This is a genomic window from Candidatus Pseudomonas auctus (assembly GCF_048654275.1).
GTDB lineage: Bacteria > Pseudomonadota > Gammaproteobacteria > Pseudomonadales > Pseudomonadaceae > Aquipseudomonas > Aquipseudomonas pharyngis.
The window spans coordinates 178,565-195,418 of record NZ_JBJYZK010000007.1 but is presented as its reverse complement, the minus strand read 5'-3'; the positions used below and the strand labels follow the sequence as shown (position 1 = coordinate 195,418).

At 60.5% G+C, this 16,854-nt stretch carries 15 protein-coding genes; all 15 read left to right on the top strand.

The genetic code is table 11. The features are described from left to right. The first annotated feature begins 16 nt into the window (after positions 1 to 16). The 15 genes from ACKUG4_RS15455 to nuoL all read left to right on the top strand — a co-directional run bounded on the left by ACKUG4_RS15455 (position 17) and on the right by nuoL (position 16,848). Positions 17 to 1,192, top strand: a complete 1,176-nt coding sequence (locus ACKUG4_RS15455) for a ribosomal protein uL16 3-hydroxylase (RefSeq protein ID WP_007951451.1) — start codon at positions 17 to 19, stop codon at positions 1,190 to 1,192. After that, positions 1,185 to 1,610, top strand: a complete 426-nt coding sequence (locus tag ACKUG4_RS15450) for a GNAT family N-acetyltransferase (RefSeq protein ID WP_039767415.1) — start codon at positions 1,185 to 1,187, stop codon at positions 1,608 to 1,610. Before ACKUG4_RS15455 ends, ACKUG4_RS15450 begins: the two co-directional genes overlap by 8 nt. Before the next feature lie 243 nt (positions 1,611 to 1,853). Beyond that, the gene (locus tag ACKUG4_RS15445) at positions 1,854 to 2,606 is read left to right on the top strand and encodes a secretin N-terminal domain-containing protein (protein WP_236189185.1); all 753 of its coding nucleotides are present in this window, start codon (positions 1,854 to 1,856) and stop codon (positions 2,604 to 2,606) included. A 476-nt stretch (positions 2,607 to 3,082) separates the two neighbouring features. Beyond that, positions 3,083 to 4,408, top strand: a complete 1,326-nt coding sequence (gene aceA / locus ACKUG4_RS15440; RefSeq protein WP_064597742.1) for an isocitrate lyase — start codon at positions 3,083 to 3,085, stop codon at positions 4,406 to 4,408. 547 nt (positions 4,409 to 4,955) lie between these two features. Further along, on the top strand, positions 4,956 to 5,369 hold the full coding sequence (locus tag ACKUG4_RS15435; protein WP_003223812.1) for an NADH-quinone oxidoreductase subunit A: 414 nt from the start codon (positions 4,956 to 4,958) through the stop codon (positions 5,367 to 5,369). 10 nt (positions 5,370 to 5,379) lie between these two features. After that, the gene (locus tag ACKUG4_RS15430; RefSeq protein WP_007951456.1) at positions 5,380 to 6,054 is read left to right on the top strand and encodes a NuoB/complex I 20 kDa subunit family protein; all 675 of its coding nucleotides are present in this window, start codon (positions 5,380 to 5,382) and stop codon (positions 6,052 to 6,054) included. A 69-nt stretch (positions 6,055 to 6,123) separates the two neighbouring features. Continuing rightward, positions 6,124 to 7,908, top strand: coding sequence for an NADH-quinone oxidoreductase subunit C/D (gene nuoC, locus ACKUG4_RS15425; protein ID WP_039767687.1), 1,785 nt, complete (start codon positions 6,124 to 6,126; stop codon positions 7,906 to 7,908). Between the two features lie 2 nt (positions 7,909 to 7,910). Continuing rightward, positions 7,911 to 8,408: an NADH-quinone oxidoreductase subunit NuoE gene (nuoE, locus tag ACKUG4_RS15420; RefSeq protein ID WP_003223804.1), complete on the top strand. Its 498-nt coding sequence runs from the start codon at positions 7,911 to 7,913 to the stop codon at positions 8,406 to 8,408. Beyond that, positions 8,405 to 9,760, top strand: coding sequence for an NADH-quinone oxidoreductase subunit NuoF (gene nuoF / locus ACKUG4_RS15415; RefSeq protein WP_064597744.1), 1,356 nt, complete (start codon positions 8,405 to 8,407; stop codon positions 9,758 to 9,760). The genes nuoE and nuoF overlap by 4 nt, the downstream gene beginning before the upstream one ends. Positions 9,761 to 9,897: 137 nt before the next feature. Beyond that, positions 9,898 to 12,612 (top strand): NADH-quinone oxidoreductase subunit NuoG, encoded by a 2,715-nt coding sequence (gene nuoG / locus ACKUG4_RS15410; protein ID WP_445434333.1) that lies wholly within the window; start codon positions 9,898 to 9,900, stop codon positions 12,610 to 12,612. Further along, complete coding sequence (gene nuoH, locus ACKUG4_RS15405; protein WP_007964859.1) at positions 12,609 to 13,616, top strand: NADH-quinone oxidoreductase subunit NuoH; 1,008 nt, start codon at positions 12,609 to 12,611, stop codon at positions 13,614 to 13,616. Before nuoG ends, nuoH begins: the two co-directional genes overlap by 4 nt. 11 nt (positions 13,617 to 13,627) lie before the next feature. Beyond that, positions 13,628 to 14,176: an NADH-quinone oxidoreductase subunit NuoI gene (gene nuoI / locus ACKUG4_RS15400; protein ID WP_007951461.1), complete on the top strand. Its 549-nt coding sequence runs from the start codon at positions 13,628 to 13,630 to the stop codon at positions 14,174 to 14,176. Between the two features lie 9 nt (positions 14,177 to 14,185). After that, positions 14,186 to 14,686, top strand: coding sequence for an NADH-quinone oxidoreductase subunit J (gene nuoJ, locus ACKUG4_RS15395; protein WP_007951462.1), 501 nt, complete (start codon positions 14,186 to 14,188; stop codon positions 14,684 to 14,686). 3 nt (positions 14,687 to 14,689) lie between these two features. Then, positions 14,690 to 14,998, top strand: coding sequence for an NADH-quinone oxidoreductase subunit NuoK (gene nuoK, locus ACKUG4_RS15390; RefSeq protein WP_003180046.1), 309 nt, complete (start codon positions 14,690 to 14,692; stop codon positions 14,996 to 14,998). Next, complete coding sequence (gene nuoL / locus ACKUG4_RS15385) at positions 14,995 to 16,848, top strand: NADH-quinone oxidoreductase subunit L (protein WP_085612666.1); 1,854 nt, start codon at positions 14,995 to 14,997, stop codon at positions 16,846 to 16,848. Before nuoK ends, nuoL begins: the two co-directional genes overlap by 4 nt. The last annotated feature ends 6 nt before the right edge of the window (positions 16,849 to 16,854 follow it).

The window sequence follows — 16,854 nt, the reverse complement described above, 5'->3', positions numbered from 1 at the left end:
TTTCAATAGGTTACATATGAATCCCGATATTCCTCTTCAACTTCTGGGTGGTCTTACGGCGCGCGAATTCATGCGCGATTACTGGCAGAAAAAACCACTGCTGATCCGTCAGGCGATTCCTGATTTCGAAAGCCCGATCGACGCCGACGAACTCGCCGGTCTGGCCCTGGAAGAAGAAGTTGAATCGCGCCTGGTGATCGAGCACGGCGAGCGTCCTTGGGAACTGCGCCGCGGCCCGTTCGCTGAGGACGAATTCAGCAAACTGCCGGAGCGCGAGTGGACCCTGCTGGTGCAGGCGGTCGATCAGTTCGTGCCGGAAGTCAGCGAGCTGCTGGAAAACTTCCGCTTCCTGCCGAGCTGGCGCGTCGACGACGTGATGATCAGCTTCGCCGCCCCGGGCGGCAGCGTCGGCCCGCACTTCGACAACTACGACGTGTTCCTGCTGCAAGGCCACGGCAAGCGCAACTGGAAAATCGGCCAGATGTGCGACTCCGAAAGCCCGCTGCTGCAACACGCCGACCTGCGCATCCTCGCCGAATTCCATGAGACCGAAGAGTGGGTCCTGGAACCGGGCGACATGCTCTACCTGCCACCGCGCCTGGCTCACTGCGGCGTTGCCGTCGACGACTGCATGACCTACTCGGTCGGTTTCCGCGCACCAAGCGCCGCTGAAGTACTGACCCACTTCACCGATTTCCTCAGCCAGTTCCTGACTGACGAAGAGCGCTACACCGACGCCGATGCAAAACCGGTCAGCGATGATCCACATCAGATCCAGCACGATGCACTCGGCCGCCTGAAAGCGCTGCTCGCCGAGCACATGAGCGATGAGCGCCTGCTGCTGACCTGGTTCGGCCAGTACATGACCGAGCCACGTTATCCAGAGCTGGTGGTCGGCCCTGAAGAAGTCGAGGAAGAAGACCTTCTTGGCGCGCTCGAAGACGGCGCCATCCTGATCCGCAACCCGAGCGCACGCCTGGCGTGGTCGGACGTCGATGACGACCTGCTGCTGTTCGCCAGCGGCCAGAGCCGTTACCTGCCGGGCAAGCTGCGCGAGCTGCTGAAGCTGATCTGCTCCGCCGACGCCCTGCACACCGACAACCTCGGTGACTGGCTGAGCGACGAAGACGGTCGCGGCCTGCTGTGCGAACTGGTCAAACAGGGAAGCCTGGGGTTCGCCGACGATGAATAAGATTCGCGTACGTGTTGCAGACTGGCAAAAGGACAACGCCGAGATCCGCCGCATTCGCGAAACGGTGTTCATTGCCGAACAATCGGTTCCACCCGAGCTTGAGTGGGACGCCGATGACGCTACGGCGGTGCATTTCCTGGCTTTCGAAGGCGACTTTCCGATCGGCACCGCCCGCCTGTTGCCCGACGGGCATGTTGGCCGGGTTTCGGTGCTCAAGGACTGGCGCGGTCTGAAGGTCGGCGATGCGCTGATGCAGGCGGTCATCGCAGAAGCAGAGGAGCGCGGACTGAAGCAGCAGATGCTCAGCGCCCAGGTTCAGGCCACAGCGTTCTATGAGCGTCTGGGTTTCAACCTGGTCAGCGAGGAATTCCTCGAAGCCGGGATTCCGCATGTAGACATGGTTCGACACTCGGCATAAGTCCGCGTCGCGGCATTCGCGGGCAAGCCCGCTCCCACAGGAGACCTCCAGCGAACACAGATTTTGTGCCCAGCAGAGATCCAATGTGGGAGCGGGCTTGCTCGCGAAGAGGCCCTCCAGAACACCACAAAACGCCCTGCCATTTTCGGATGCCGGGGCGTTTTGCTGTCTACGATTCAACTTGCCCCACCCTGGGCCGACAAACTGGCAATATCAAGCCTTTCGAAAGCGGAGATAACGGACATGTCCCTACGCACCCTGCTCACCACCCTGCTGCTCGGCTGCAGTGTTTCGGTGATGGCAGCCACAGAAATCGTGCCCCTCAAGTACCACACCAGCGCCGACATGCTGCCGGTGGCTCAGGACTTCATCGGCAAGGACGGCCAGGTCAGCGCCTATGGCAACCAACTGATCGTCAAGGCCGAGCCCGGCAAGATTCAAGAACTCAAGGATCTGCTCTCACAGCTCGACACCGCGCCCAAGCGCTTGCTGATCACGGTCGACACCAACGAAAACAACGGTCGTGGCGACGAAGGTTATTCAGTCAATGGCGCGCAAACCCGCATCATCAGTCGAAGCACTGCCAGCCGTGACGGCGGCATTCAGCAGATCCAGGCCAGCGAAGGTGCTCCGGCACTGATCCAGGTCGGCCAGAGCGTGCCGATCACCAGCAGCCAGACCAACTCCTACGGCGATTACAGCAGCCAGACCCAATATCGCAACGTCACCCAGGGTTTTTACGTCACCGCCAGCGTCACCGGCGAAACCGTTCACCTGGCTATCAGTACCAACCGTGACCGCATGAGCCAGGAACGTCCCGATGTAGTGAACGTGCAAAGCACCGACACAACCGTCACCGGACGCTTGGGTGAATGGATCACCCTCGCCGGCGTGAATCGCCAGACCCAGGCCGACAAACAGGGCCTGGCCCGCAGCTACTCTACTCAAGGCCGGGATGACATGACGTTGCGGGTGAAAGTCGACACGCTGGACTAAAGCACCAAAAACTGACTGATTAGTCGTATTAGACGAAAGATGTAGTGCTTGAAAAAAAGCACTACAAAACGTTTGACGAGCCAAAAAAGCGAAGGCATGATGGCCTCGCTCCCGCTAATCAGAGGCCCTGGCAAGGGCCTTCGAAGCGCTGCTCGCAACCATCCCCGCGAGCCGTTTCGTGTCTGTACCGCCCACAAGGCGTGTTTGACGAGGTTGCCGACTGGAACGAAGTTGTCCCGAGGGACGGAAGCGTAATTAGGTAACCCGGCTTTACACTGTCGTTCGTATAAAGGCCCACGACGCCCGAATGCGCCCACCAGTTCGCCTTTACCTGCTCACCTCCCCTCGAGCTCATCGTTCATCCCGTCGCCTGCCCCGCCGAATCCGACCTGACCACCTAAGCTTCTGGTCAGCGAGCGCAAGGAATTTTCCACCGCAGAACAACTTTTCATAAAGACGCGACGAGGTTTATCTCCATGGCACTGACACGCGAACAGCAAATTGCAGCCCTTGAAAAAGACTGGGCTGAAAACCCGCGCTGGAAAGGCGTGACTCGCAATTACTCCGCTGCTGACGTCGTCCGTCTGCGTGGCTCGGTTCAACCAGAGCACACCTTTGCAAAAATGGGCGCCGAGAAGCTGTGGAACCTGGTCACCCAGGGTGCCAAGCCGTCCTTCCGCCCAGAGAAAGATTTCGTCAACTGCATGGGCGCCCTGACCGGCGGTCAGGCTGTGCAGCAGGTTAAAGCCGGTATCCAGGCGATCTACCTGTCGGGCTGGCAAGTCGCGGCGGACAACAACTCCGCCGAATCGATGTACCCGGACCAGTCGCTGTACCCGGTGGACTCGGTTCCAACCGTGGTCAAGCGCATCAACAACTCGTTCCGTCGCGCCGACCAGATCCAGTGGAAAGCCGGCAAGAATCCGGGCGACGAAGGCTACATCGACTACTTCGCGCCAATCGTGGCTGACGCCGAAGCCGGTTTCGGCGGCGTACTGAACGCCTACGAGCTGATGAAGAGCATGATCGAGGCAGGCGCCGCCGGCGTTCACTTCGAAGACCAACTGGCTTCCGTGAAGAAATGTGGCCACATGGGCGGCAAGGTGCTGGTGCCAACCCAGGAAGCCGTGCAGAAGCTGACCGCGGCTCGTCTGGCTGCCGACGTTGCCGGTGTTCCGACCATCATCCTGGCCCGTACCGACGCCAACGCTGCCGACCTGCTGACTTCCGACTGCGATCCGTACGACCAGCCATTTGTGACTGGCACCCGTACCCAGGAAGGTTTCTACAAGGTTCGTGCAGGTCTGGACCAGGCAATCGCCCGAGGCCTGGCTTACGCGCCGTACGCCGACCTGATCTGGTGCGAAACCGCCAAGCCGGACCTGGAAGAAGCCCGTCGTTTCGCTGAAGCGATCAAAAAGGAATACCCGGACCAGATCCTGTCGTACAACTGCTCGCCTTCCTTCAACTGGAAGAAAAACCTGGACGACGCGACCATCGCCAAGTTCCAGCGCGAACTGTCCGCCATGGGTTACAAGCACCAGTTCATCACCCTGGCCGGCATTCACAACATGTGGCACAGCATGTTCAACCTGGCGCACGACTACGCCCGCAACGACATGACTGCCTACGTGAAGCTGCAAGAGCAGGAATTCGCTGACGCCGCCAAGGGTTACACCTTCGTGGCTCACCAGCAGGAAGTGGGCACTGGCTACTTCGACGACATGACCACCGTGATTCAAGGTGGCTCGTCGTCGGTAACCGCACTGACCGGTTCGACCGAAGAAGAACAGTTCCACTGATCGACTTCGCCTGAGCGAGCGGCCTTTGCGGACCGTATAAAAAGCTAACCGCACTGCCGAAAAACTGACGCCCCGACTGGTTCGGGGCGTTTTTTTTGCCTGCGGTTTTCCGGGCGCCTCAGGAATTGGCAAAGCCTGTCAGGCAAAACATTGATCCAGAGCGGTATCCGCATCGCAAAAATCGGCTAAAACGGGCGCCGCCGCTACTTGCAGTAACGCGCATATAAGACAACTTCCCAACTACTGACCCGTTAAACAGTTACGAAACCTCTGCAAACGATATCAATTATCATTTAGCGACAACTATGTTCGTTACATTTCCTACAAAACATAATTCGTGAAATCCCGGCTAATGCCCGCAACGCATGGGCTGCGGGCCCTTCGAGGTGTGCTATGTCCTTATTCCAATAAATAATTTCGCTATAGGAATTTTACTTGCAGGGTGTTTAGCCATAAAATCAGCGCGATTGATTGCTGCGACATATCGTCACTGCCTTATTTCTTTATCAAGCTCAGAGACCTTTGCTCTCTGTTAAGGATTTCCAGCATGCCCGAAGCGACAGGACTCATGGCCCACAACTGGGGCTTTGCCATTTTCCTTCTGGGTGTAGTCGGCCTGTGCGCCTTCATGCTCGGCGTCTCCAGCCTCCTAGGGTCAAAAGCCTGGGGCCGCAGCAAAAACGAACCGTTCGAGTCCGGCATGCTACCTACCGGTGGCGCCCGCTTGCGGCTCTCAGCCAAATTCTATCTGGTCGCGATGCTGTTCGTGATCTTCGATATCGAAGCCCTCTTTCTCTTTGCATGGTCTGTGTCCGTCCGCGAAAGCGGCTGGACCGGATTCGTCGAAGCTCTCGTTTTCATAGCAATTCTGTTGGCAGGTCTTGTCTACCTGTTCCGAGTGGGCGCCCTTGACTGGGCTCCGGAAGCTCGTCGCAAGCGGCAGGCGAAGCTGAAACAATGAGGCTTTGGCAATGCAATACAATCTCACCAGAATCGACCCCGATGCTCCTAACGAGCAGTATCCGATCGGCCAGCGGGAAACCGTTTCCGATCCGTTAGAGGATCAAGTCCACAAAAACATTTTCATGGGCAAGCTGGAAGACGTGCTGAGTGGCGCGGTCAACTGGGGACGTAAGAACTCCCTGTGGCCGTACAACTTCGGTCTGTCGTGCTGCTACGTGGAAATGACCACCGCCTTCACGGCGCCCCACGACATCGCGCGCTTCGGCGCCGAAGTTATCCGGGCATCACCGCGTCAGGCCGACTTCATGGTTATCGCCGGGACCTGCTTCATCAAGATGGCGCCGATCATTCAGCGCCTGTACGAGCAGATGCTCGAACCCAAGTGGGTGATCTCGATGGGTTCGTGCGCCAACTCCGGCGGCATGTACGACATCTACTCCGTGGTTCAGGGGGTGGACAAGTTCCTGCCCGTTGACGTCTACGTACCTGGCTGCCCGCCCCGTCCAGAAGCATTTCTGCAAGGCTTGATGCTGTTGCAGGAATCCATTGGCCAGGAGCGTCGCCCACTTTCCTGGGTCGTTGGCGATCAAGGCGTTTATCGCGCCGACATGCCTTCGCAGAAGGAACAGCGCCGCGAACAGCGAATCGCAGTCACCAACCTGCGCAGCCCTGACGAAGTCTGATCCAGTCTGTTTCATAGAAACGAGAAGCTGGCTTCATTCTTTACGTTGACCGAAAGCGAAAAAATAACCATGACTACAGGCAGTGCTCTGTACATCCCGCCTTATAAGGCAGACGACCAGGATGTGGTCGTCGAACTGAACAACCGTTTTGGCGCCGAAGCGTTCACCGCTCAGCCGACCCGCACCGGCATGCCGGTGCTGTGGGTGGCTCGCGCCAAGCTCGTCGAAGTCCTGACCTTCCTGCGCAACCTGCCCAAGCCGTACGTCATGCTCTATGACCTGCACGGCGTGGACGAGCGTCTGCGCACCAAGCGTCAAGGGCTGCCGGGCGGTGCCGATTTCACCGTGTTCTATCACCTCATGTCGCTGGAACGTAATAGTGACGTGATGATCAAGGTCGCCTTGTCCGAGAGCGACCTCAGCTTGCCGACCGTCACCAGCATCTGGCCGAACGCCAACTGGTACGAGCGTGAAGTCTGGGACATGTTCGGCATCGACTTCAAAGGTCACCCGCACCTGTCGCGCATCATGATGCCGCCGACCTGGGAAGGTCACCCGCTGCGCAAGGACTTCCCGGCGCGCGCCACCGAGTTCGATCCGTTCAGCCTGAACCTGGCCAAGCAACAGCTCGAGGAAGAAGCCGCGCGCTTCCGTCCTGAAGACTGGGGCATGAAGCGCTCCGGCCCGAACGAGGACTACATGTTCCTCAACCTGGGTCCGAACCACCCTTCGGCGCACGGTGCGTTCCGCATCATCCTACAACTGGACGGTGAAGAGATCGTCGATTGCGTTCCGGACATCGGTTACCACCACCGTGGCGCCGAGAAGATGGCCGAGCGTCAGTCCTGGCACAGCTTCATTCCGTACACCGACCGTATCGACTACCTCGGCGGCGTGATGAACAACCTGCCGTACGTGCTCTCGGTCGAGAAGCTGGCCGGCATCAAGGTGCCAGAGAAGGTCGACGTCATCCGCATCATGATGGCCGAGTTCTTCCGGATCACCAGCCACCTTCTGTTCCTGGGTACCTACATCCAGGACGTCGGCGCCATGACCCCGGTGTTCTTCACCTTCACCGACCGCCAGAAGGCGTACACGGTGATCGAAGCCATTACCGGTTTCCGTCTGCACCCGGCCTGGTACCGCATCGGCGGCGTCGCGCACGACTTGCCGCGCGGCTGGGAAAAACTGGTGAAAGACTTCGTTGAATGGCTGCCAAAGCGCCTCGACGAATACACCAAGGCTGCCCTGCAGAACAGCATCCTCAAGGGTCGTACCATCGGCGTTGCCCAGTACAACACCAAAGAAGCCCTGGAATGGGGCGTCACCGGTGCCGGCCTGCGTTCCACCGGTTGCGACTTCGACCTGCGTAAAGCGCGTCCGTACTCCGGCTACGAGAACTTCGAGTTCGAAGTACCGCTGGCTGCCAACGGCGATGCCTACGACCGCTGCATGGTTCGCGTCGAAGAGATGCGCCAGAGCGTCAAGATCATCGACCAGTGCCTGCGCAACATGCCGGAAGGACCGTACAAGGCGGATCACCCGCTGACCACGCCGCCGCCGAAAGAGCGCACGCTGCAGCACATCGAAACCCTGATCACGCACTTCCTGCAGGTTTCGTGGGGCCCGGTCATGCCGGCCAACGAGTCCTTCCAGATGATCGAAGCGACCAAGGGCATCAACAGTTATTACCTGACGAGCGACGGCGGCACCATGAGCTACCGTACCCGGATCCGTACTCCGAGCTTCCCGCATCTGCAACAGATCCCTTCGGTGATCAAAGGCAGCATGGTCGCGGACCTGATTGCGTACCTGGGTAGTATCGATTTCGTTATGGCCGACGTGGACCGCTAAGCATGAACAGCACGCTTATCCAGACAGACCGTTTCACCCTGAGTGAAACCGAGCGCTCGGCCATCGAGCACGAGCTGCATCACTACGAAGACCCGCGCGCGGCGTCGATCGAAGCCCTGAAGATCGTTCAGAAGGAACGCGGCTGGGTGCCGGACGGAGCCCTGTACGCCATCGGCGAGATCCTCGGCATCCCGGCCAGCGACGTTGAAGGCGTGGCCACGTTCTACAGCCAGATCTTCCGTCAGCCGGTCGGCCGTCACATCATTCGCGTCTGCGACAGCATGGTCTGCTACATCGGCGGCCACGAGTCGGTGGTCAGCGAAATCCAGAACAACCTGGGTATCGGCCTGGGCCAGACCACCGCCGACGGTCGCTTCACCCTGCTGCCGGTGTGCTGCCTCGGCAACTGCGACAAGGCACCGGCGCTGATGATCGATGACGACACCTTTGGCGATGTCCAGCCTGCCGGCGTCGCCAAACTGCTCGAGGGCTACGTATGACCCTGACTTCTTTCGGTCCTGCCAACCGCATCCAGCGTTCGGCCGAGACTCACCCGCTGACCTGGCGCCTGCGTGACGACGGCGAAGCCGTGTGGCTCGACGAGTACCAGGCCAAGAACGGTTACGCCGCTGCGCGCAAGGCTTTCGCCGACATGGATCAGGACGCCATCGTCCAGACCGTGAAAGACGCCGGCCTCAAAGGTCGCGGCGGTGCAGGCTTCCCCACTGGCGTGAAGTGGGGCCTGATGCCAAAGGACGAATCCATCAACATCCGCTACCTGCTGTGCAACGCGGATGAAATGGAGCCGAACACCTGGAAAGACCGCATGCTGATGGAGCAACTGCCCCATCTGCTGATCGAAGGCATGCTGATCAGCGCCCGCGCGCTGAAAACCTATCGTGGCTACATCTTCCTGCGTGGCGAGTACACCACCGCCGCCAAGCACCTGAACCGTGCCGTGGAAGAAGCCAAGGCAGCCGGCCTGCTGGGCAAGAACATCCTGGGCAGCGGCTTCGATTTCGAGCTGTTCGTCCACACCGGCGCCGGGCGTTACATCTGCGGTGAAGAAACCGCACTGATCAACTCCCTCGAAGGCCGCCGCGCCAACCCGCGCTCCAAGCCGCCCTTCCCTGCCGCCGTCGGCGTCTGGGGCAAGCCGACCTGCGTGAACAACGTTGAAACCCTGTGCAACGTGCCGGCGATCATCGCCGACGGCGTCGACTGGTACAAATCGTTGGCCCGCGACGGCAGCGAAGACATGGGCACCAAGCTCATGGGCTTCTCCGGCAAGGTCAAGAACCCGGGCCTGTGGGAACTGCCATTCGGCGTGACCGGTCGCGAACTGTTCGAAGATTACGCCGGCGGCATGCGCGACGGTTACAAGCTCAAGGCCTGGCAGCCAGGCGGCGCCGGTACCGGTTTCCTGTTGCCGGAACACCTCGACGCACAAATGTACGCCGGCGGCATCGCCAAAGTGGGCACCCGTATGGGTACCGGCCTGGCCATGGCGGTGGATGACAGCGTCAACATGGTGTCCCTGCTGCGCAACATGGAGCAGTTCTTCGCTCGCGAATCCTGTGGTTTCTGCACTCCTTGCCGTGATGGTTTGCCATGGAGCGTCAAGCTGCTGATGGCCATCGAACAAGGCCGCGGCCAGCCAGGCGACATCGAGACCCTGCTGGGTCTGGTCAACTTCCTCGGCCCGGGCAAGACCTTCTGTGCTCACGCACCGGGTGCCGTGGAGCCGTTGGGCAGTGCCATCAAATACTTCCGTCCAGAGTTCGAAGCCGGTATCGCGCCCGCAAGCGCCGCCGTCCCGCCTCTGGCGAAGCCGATCACAGTCGGCGCGTAAACGCTTAAAAAAGGCGAAGGGTCCGTGCCCTTCGCCTTTCGTCCGATGACGCCTTTCGGGGCTGACTGGATTCGGACGGATAACAAGATTCCATTAGCCACGCCCGCTGACACCGGGCCAACGAAGACCTTTGAACCATGGCCACTATCCACGTAGACGGCAAAGCGCTCGAAGTCGACGGGGCAGACAACCTGTTACAGGCATGTCTGTCGCTGGGCCTCGACATCCCTTATTTCTGCTGGCACCCCGCGCTTGGTAGCGTCGGGGCCTGCCGCCAGTGTGCGGTCAAGCAGTACACCGACGAGAACGACACCCGTGGTCGCATCGTCATGTCCTGCATGACCCCTGCCACCGACAACACCTGGATCTCCATCGACGATGAAGAATCCAAGGCGTTCCGCGCCAGTGTCGTCGAATGGCTGATGACCAACCACCCACACGACTGCCCTGTGTGCGAGGAAGGCGGTCACTGCCACCTGCAAGACATGACGGTGATGACCGGCCACAACGAGCGCCGTTATCGCTTCACCAAACGCACCCACCAGAACCAGCAACTGGGCCCGTTCATTTCCCACGAGATGAACCGCTGCATCGCCTGCTACCGCTGCGTGCGTTTCTACAAGGATTACGCCGGCGGCACCGACCTCGGTGTATTCGGCGCCCACGACAACGTGTACTTCGGTCGCGTTGAAGACGGCACCCTCGAAAGCGAGTTCTCCGGCAACCTCACCGAGGTCTGCCCGACCGGTGTGTTCACCGACAAGACTCACTCCGAGCGCTACAACCGCAAGTGGGACATGCAGTTCTCGCCGAGCATCTGCCATGGCTGCTCGAGCGGTTGCAACATCTCCCCGGGCGAGCGTTACGGCGAACTGCGTCGCATCGAAAACCGTTACAACGGTTCGGTGAACCAGTATTTCCTGTGCGACCGTGGCCGTTTCGGTTATGGCTACGTCAACCGCACCGACCGCCCACGTCAGCCACTGCTGGCCGACGGCACCAAGCTTGGCCTGGATGCTGCGCTGGACAAAGCCGCCGACCTGCTGCGCGGTCGCAACATCGTCGGTATCGGTTCGCCGCGTGCCAGCCTGGAAAGCAACTACGCGTTGCGTGAACTGGTAGGCGCCGAGCACTTCTACTCCGGTATCGAAGCCTCGGAGCTGGAACGCATCCGTCTGGTCCTGCAAGTGCTGAAAGACAGCCCGCTGCCAGTGCCGAACATGCGCGACATCGAAGACCACGACGCCGTGTTCGTCCTCGGTGAAGACCTGACCCAGACCGCCGCCCGCATGGCCCTGGCCCTGCGTCAGTCGGTCAAAGGCAAGGCCGAAGACATGGCCGAAGCCATGCGCGTCCAGCCTTGGCTCGACGCTGCGGTGAAGAACATCGGTCAGCACGAACTGAACCCGCTGTTCATCGCCAGCCTGGCTGAAACCAAGCTCGACGACATCGCCGAAGAATGCGTACACGCCGCTCCCGACGATCTGGCACGCATCGGTTTCGCCGTGGCTCACGCCCTGGACGCCAGCGCACCGGCCGTTGAAGGTCTGGACGCCGAAGCCCTGGAGCTGGCCAAGCGCATCGCCGACGCCCTGCTCGCGGCCAAGCGTCCGCTGATCATCGCCGGTACTTCGCTGGGCTCCAAAGCCTTGATCGAAGCCGCTGCGAACATCGCCAAGGCCCTGAAGCTGCGCGAGAAGAACGGTTCGATCAGCCTGATCGTGCCGGAAGCCAACAGCCTCGGCCTGGCCATGCTCGGTGGCGAATCGGTCGATGCTGCGCTGCAAGCGGTCATCGACGGCAAGGCCGACGCCATCGTCGTGCTGGAAAACGATCTGTACACCCGCACCTCCAAAGCCAAGGTCGATGCGGCACTGAACGCTGCGCAAGTAGTGATCGTTGCCGACCATCAGAAGACCGCCACCAGCGACCGCGCGCATCTGGTTCTGCCAGCCGCCAGCTTCGCTGAAGGCGACGGCACGCTGGTCAGCCAGGAAGGTCGCGCCCAGCGCTTCTTCCAGGTTTTCGACCCGCAATACATGGACGCGAGCATTCTGGTCCACGAAGGCTGGCGCTGGCTGCACGCCCTGCGCGCTACCCTGCTGAACCAGCCGATCGACTGGACGCAACTCGACCACGTGACCGCTGCCGTTGCTTCGAGCACCCCGCAACTGGCCCGTATCGTCGACGCCGCACCGTCCGCCTCGTTCCGCATCAAGGGTCTGAAACTGGCGCGTGAGCCGCTGCGTTACTCCGGTCGCACCGCGATGCGCGCCGATATCAGCGTTCACGAACCACGCACCCCGCAGGACAAGGACACCGCGTTCGCCTTCTCGATGGAAGGTTACTCGGGATCCGCCGAACCGCGTCAGCAAGTGCCGTTCGCCTGGTCGCCGGGCTGGAACTCGCCGCAAGCCTGGAACAAGTTCCAGGACGAAGTCGGTGGTCACCTGCGCGCTGGCGATCCGGGCACCCGCCTGATCGAAAGCAGCGGTGATTCGCTGAACTGGTTCGCCAGTGTTCCGCGCGCGTTCAACCCGGCCCAGGGCACCTGGCAAGCCGTGCCGTTCTACCACCTGTTCGGCAGCGAGGAGAACTCGTCGAAAGCCGCACCGGTTCAGGAACGCATTCCGGCCGCCTACGTTGCACTGGCCAAGTCCGAAGCGGATCGCCTGGGCGTCAACGACGGCGCACTGTTGAGCCTCAATGTTGCCGGCCAGACCCTGCGACTGCCGCTGCGCATCAATGAAGAGCTGGGCGCTGGCCTGGTTGCACTGCCGGCCGGTCTGGCAGGCATTCCGCCGGCGATTTTCGGCCAAACCGTTGATGGTCTGCAGGAGGCAGCGCAATGACCTGGTTCACCCCTGAAGTGATCGATGTGATCCTGACGGTCATCAAGGCCATCGTGATCCTGCTGGCCGTGGTGGTCGCAGGCGCGTTGCTCAGCTTTGTCGAGCGTCGCCTGCTGGGCTGGTGGCAGGACCGTTACGGTCCGAACCGCGTGGGTCCGTTCGGCATGTTCCAGATCGCAGCCGACATGCTGAAGATGTTCTTCAAGGAAGACTGGACCCCGCCGTTTGCCGACAAGGTGATCTTCACCCTGGCACCGGTGGTGGCCATGTCCGCCCTGCTGATCGCTTTCGCGATCATCCCGATCACCCCGACCTGGGGCGTGGCGGATCTGAACATCGGCCTGCTGTTCTTCTTCGCCATGGCCGGTCTGTCGGTCTACGCGGTGCTGTTCGCCGGCTGGTCGAGCAACAACAAGTTCGCCCTGTTGGGCAGCTTGCGTGCCTCGGCGCAGACCGTGTCCTACGAAGTGTTCATGGGCCTGGCCCTGATGGGCATCGTGGTGCAGGTCGGCTCGTTCAACATGCGCGACATCGTCGAGTACCAGGCGCAGAACCTGTGGTTCATCATTCCGCAGTTCTTCGGCTTCTGTACCTTCTTCATCGCTGGCGTGGCCGTGACTCACCGTCACCCGTTCGACCAGCCGGAAGCGGAACAGGAACTGGCCGACGGTTACCACATTGAATACGCCGGTATGAAATGGGGCATGTTCTTCGTCGGTGAATACATCGGCATCATCCTGATCTCGGCGCTGCTGGTCACCCTGTTCTTCGGTGGCTGGCACGGTCCGTTCGGCATCCTGCCGCAACTGTCCTTCGTCTGGTTCGCACTGAAGACCGCGTTCTTCATCATGCTCTTCATCCTGCTGCGCGCTTCCATCCCGCGTCCGCGTTATGACCAGGTGATGGATTTCAGCTGGAAATTCTGCCTGCCACTGACCCTGATCAATTTGCTGATAACCGCTGCGGTTGTGTTGTGGAACACACCTGCGGTTGCGGTTCAGTGAGGATTTGACCCATGTTCAAATATATTGGCGACATCGTTAAGGGTACCGGTACCCAGTTGCGCAGCCTGGTCATGGTCTTCGGCCATGGCTTTCGCAAGCGCGACACCCTGCAATACCCGGAAGAGCCGGTCTACCTGCCGCCGCGCTACCGTGGTCGCATCGTCCTGACCCGCGACCCCGACGGCGAAGAACGCTGCGTAGCCTGCAACCTGTGCGCCGTGGCGTGCCCGGTGGGTTGCATCTCGCTGCAGAAAGCTGAAACCGAAGACGGTCGCTGGTACCCGGACTTCTTCCGTATCAACTTCTCGCGCTGCATTTTCTGCGGTCTCTGCGAGGAAGCCTGCCCGACCACCGCGATCCAGCTGACGCCGGATTTCGAGATGGCCGAGTTCAAACGTCAGGACCTGGTGTACGAGAAAGAAGATCTGCTGATCTCCGGCCCCGGCAAAAACCCTGATTACAACTTCTATCGTGTTGCAGGTATGGCCGTTGCGGGCAAGCCGAAAGGCGCCGCACAAAACGAAGCCGAGCCGATCAACGTGAAGAGCTTGCTGCCTTAAGGAAGAACGATGGAATTCGCTTTCTATTTCGCATCGGGTATCGCTGTTGTGTCCACACTGCGTGTGGTCACCAACACCAATCCTGTGCACGCCCTGCTCTACCTGATCATTTCGTTGATCGCCGTGGCCATGACCTTCTTCGCACTCGGCGCTCCGTTCGCCGGCGTGCTGGAAGTGATCGCCTACGCTGGCGCCATCATGGTGCTGTTCGTGTTCGTGGTGATGATGCTGAACCTGGGCCCGGCCTCGGTTCAGCAGGAACGCACCTGGCTCAAGCCCGGGATCTGGGCGGGGCCGGTGATTCTCGCCGCCCTGCTGCTGGCCGAACTGCTGTATGTGCTGTTCGCTCACCAGAGCGGTCAGGCCATCGGCCACACCACCGTCGATGCAAAAGCCGTGGGCATCAGCCTGTTCGGTCCGTATCTGCTGGTGGTCGAACTCGCCTCGATGCTGCTGCTCGCTGCAGCCGTCACGGCGTTCCATTTGGGCCGTAACGAGGCGAAGGAGTAAGACATGCCTGCTATCCCTCTCGAACATGGTCTGGCAGTTGCCGGCATCCTGTTCTGCCTTGGTCTGGTCGGCCTGATGGTCCGCCGCAACATTTTGTTCGTGTTGATGAGTCTGGAAGTGATGATGAACGCCTCTGCACTGGCCTTCATCGTTGCGGGCGCCCGCTGGGCGCAACCGGATGGACAGATCATGTTCATCCTGGTGATCAGCCTTGCAGCCGCCGAAGCCAGTATTGGCCTGGCGATCCTGCTGCAACTGTATCGCCGCTTCCACACGCTCGATATCGACGCTGCCAGTGAGATGCGCGGATGAACCTACTCTTTCTGACTTTCGTATTCCCTCTGATCGGGTTCCTGTTGCTGTCGTTCTCCCGCGGCCGCTTCTCGGAAAACCTGTCGGCGCTGATCGGTGTCGGCTCCATCGGCCTGTCTGCCATCGTCGCGGCCTACGTGATCTGGCAATTCAACGTCGCTCCACCGGAAGGTGGCGTCTACACCCAGGTGCTGTGGCGCTGGATGTCGGTGGAAGGTTTCCAGCCTGACTTCGCGCTGTACCTGGATGGTCTGTCCGTGACCATGCTCGGTGTGGTCGTCGGTGTCGGCTTCCTGATCCACCTGTTTGCATCGTGGTACATGCGTGGTGAAGACGGTTACTCGCGCTTCTTCTCGTACACCAACCTGTTTATCGCCAGCATGCTGTTCCTGATCCTGGGCGATAACCTGCTGTTCATCTACTTCGGTTGGGAAGGCGTGGGCCTGTGCTCGTACCTGTTGATCGGTTTCTACTACAGCAACCGCAACAACGGTAACGCCGCACTCAAAGCCTTCATCGTCACCCGTATCGGCGACGTGTTCATGGCGATCGGCCTGTTCATCCTGTTCCAGCAACTGGGCACGCTGAACGTCCAGGAACTGCTGGTGAAGGCGCCCGAGCACTTCAAGGTCGGCGATTTCTGGATCGTGCTGGCGACCCTGATGCTCCTGGGCGGTGCGGTCGGTAAATCGGCGCAACTGCCGCTGCAGACCTGGCTGGCGGACGCGATGGCCGGCCCTACCCCGGTTTCGGCACTGATCCACGCCGCAACCATGGTTACTGCCGGTGTCTACCTGATCGCCCGTACCCACGGCCTGTTCGCCCTGGCGCCGGACATCCTGCACCTGGTCGGCATCGTCGGTGGCGTGACCTTGGTACTGGCAGGTTTCGCCGCGCTGGTACAAACCGACATCAAACGTATCCTCGCCTACTCGACCATGAGCCAGATCGGCTACATGTTCCTGGCGCTGGGCGTTGGCGCCTGGGAAGGCGCGATCTTCCACCTGATGACCCACGCCTTCTTCAAGGCCCTGCTGTTCCTTGCCTCCGGTGCGGTAATCGTTGCCTGCCACCACGAGCAGAACATCTTCAAGATGGGCGGCCTGTGGAAGAAACTGCCGCTGGCCTACGCCAGCTTCATCGTCGGTGGTGCCGCCCTGGCCGCGCTGCCGCTGGTGACCGCCGGTTTCTACTCCAAGGACGAAATCCTCTGGGAAGCGTTCGCCAGCGGCAACCACGGTCTGCTTTACGCAGGTCTGGTCGGTGCCTTCATGACGTCGCTGTACACCTTCCGCCTGATCTTCATCGCGTTCCACGGTGAAGCCAAGACCGAAGCCCACGCCGGTCACGGCATCGCTCACTGGCTGCCGCTGTCGGTGCTGATCGTGCTGTCGACCTTCGTCGGCGCGATGATCGTTCCACCACTGCACGGCGTGCTGCCGGAGAGCGTTGGCCATGCCGGTGGCGAAGCCAAGCACAGTCTGGAAATTGCCTCGGGCGCCATCGCCCTGGCCGGTATCCTGCTGGCGGCCCTGCTGTTCCTCGGCAAGCGTCGCTTCGTGACCGCGATCGCCAACAGCGGCATCGGCCGTCTCCTTTCGGCCTGGTGGTTCGCTGCCTGGGGCTTCGACTGGATCTACGACAAACTGTTCGTGAAGCCGTACCTTGCGATCAGCCACATGCTGCGCAAAGACCCGCTCGACCAGACCATCGGTCTGATCCCGCGCATGGCCAAGGGTGGTCACACTGCCCTGAGCCGTACCGAAACCGGTCAACTGCGTTGGTACGCTGCTTCGATGGCTGCTGGTGCCGTGTTGGTCATCGGCGCTGTCGTGCTGGTAGCGGTCTGATATGAA

Bases quoted from the DNA above. Each gene is read 5' to 3' on its own strand.
- nuoJ (WP_007951462.1), top strand. From the start codon at position 14,186: ATGGAATTCGCTTTCTATTTCGCATCGGGTATCGCTGTTGTGTCCACA.
- ACKUG4_RS15435 (WP_003223812.1), top strand. From the start codon at position 4,956: ATGCCCGAAGCGACAGGACTCATGGCCCACAACTGGGGCTTTGCCATT.
- ACKUG4_RS15450 (WP_039767415.1), top strand. From the start codon at position 1,185: ATGAATAAGATTCGCGTACGTGTTGCAGACTGGCAAAAGGACAACGCC.
- nuoI (WP_007951461.1), top strand. From the start codon at position 13,628: ATGTTCAAATATATTGGCGACATCGTTAAGGGTACCGGTACCCAGTTG.
- ACKUG4_RS15430 (WP_007951456.1), top strand. From the start codon at position 5,380: ATGCAATACAATCTCACCAGAATCGACCCCGATGCTCCTAACGAGCAG.
- nuoE (WP_003223804.1), top strand. From the start codon at position 7,911: ATGAACAGCACGCTTATCCAGACAGACCGTTTCACCCTGAGTGAAACC.
- ACKUG4_RS15445 (WP_236189185.1), top strand. From the start codon at position 1,854: ATGTCCCTACGCACCCTGCTCACCACCCTGCTGCTCGGCTGCAGTGTT.
- aceA (WP_064597742.1), top strand. From the start codon at position 3,083: ATGGCACTGACACGCGAACAGCAAATTGCAGCCCTTGAAAAAGACTGG.
- nuoH (WP_007964859.1), top strand. From the start codon at position 12,609: ATGACCTGGTTCACCCCTGAAGTGATCGATGTGATCCTGACGGTCATC.
- nuoC (WP_039767687.1), top strand. From the start codon at position 6,124: ATGACTACAGGCAGTGCTCTGTACATCCCGCCTTATAAGGCAGACGAC.
- ACKUG4_RS15455 (WP_007951451.1), top strand. From the start codon at position 17: ATGAATCCCGATATTCCTCTTCAACTTCTGGGTGGTCTTACGGCGCGC.
- nuoL (WP_085612666.1), top strand. From the start codon at position 14,995: ATGAACCTACTCTTTCTGACTTTCGTATTCCCTCTGATCGGGTTCCTG.
- nuoG (WP_445434333.1), top strand. From the start codon at position 9,898: ATGGCCACTATCCACGTAGACGGCAAAGCGCTCGAAGTCGACGGGGCA.
- nuoF (WP_064597744.1), top strand. From the start codon at position 8,405: ATGACCCTGACTTCTTTCGGTCCTGCCAACCGCATCCAGCGTTCGGCC.
- nuoK (WP_003180046.1), top strand. From the start codon at position 14,690: ATGCCTGCTATCCCTCTCGAACATGGTCTGGCAGTTGCCGGCATCCTG.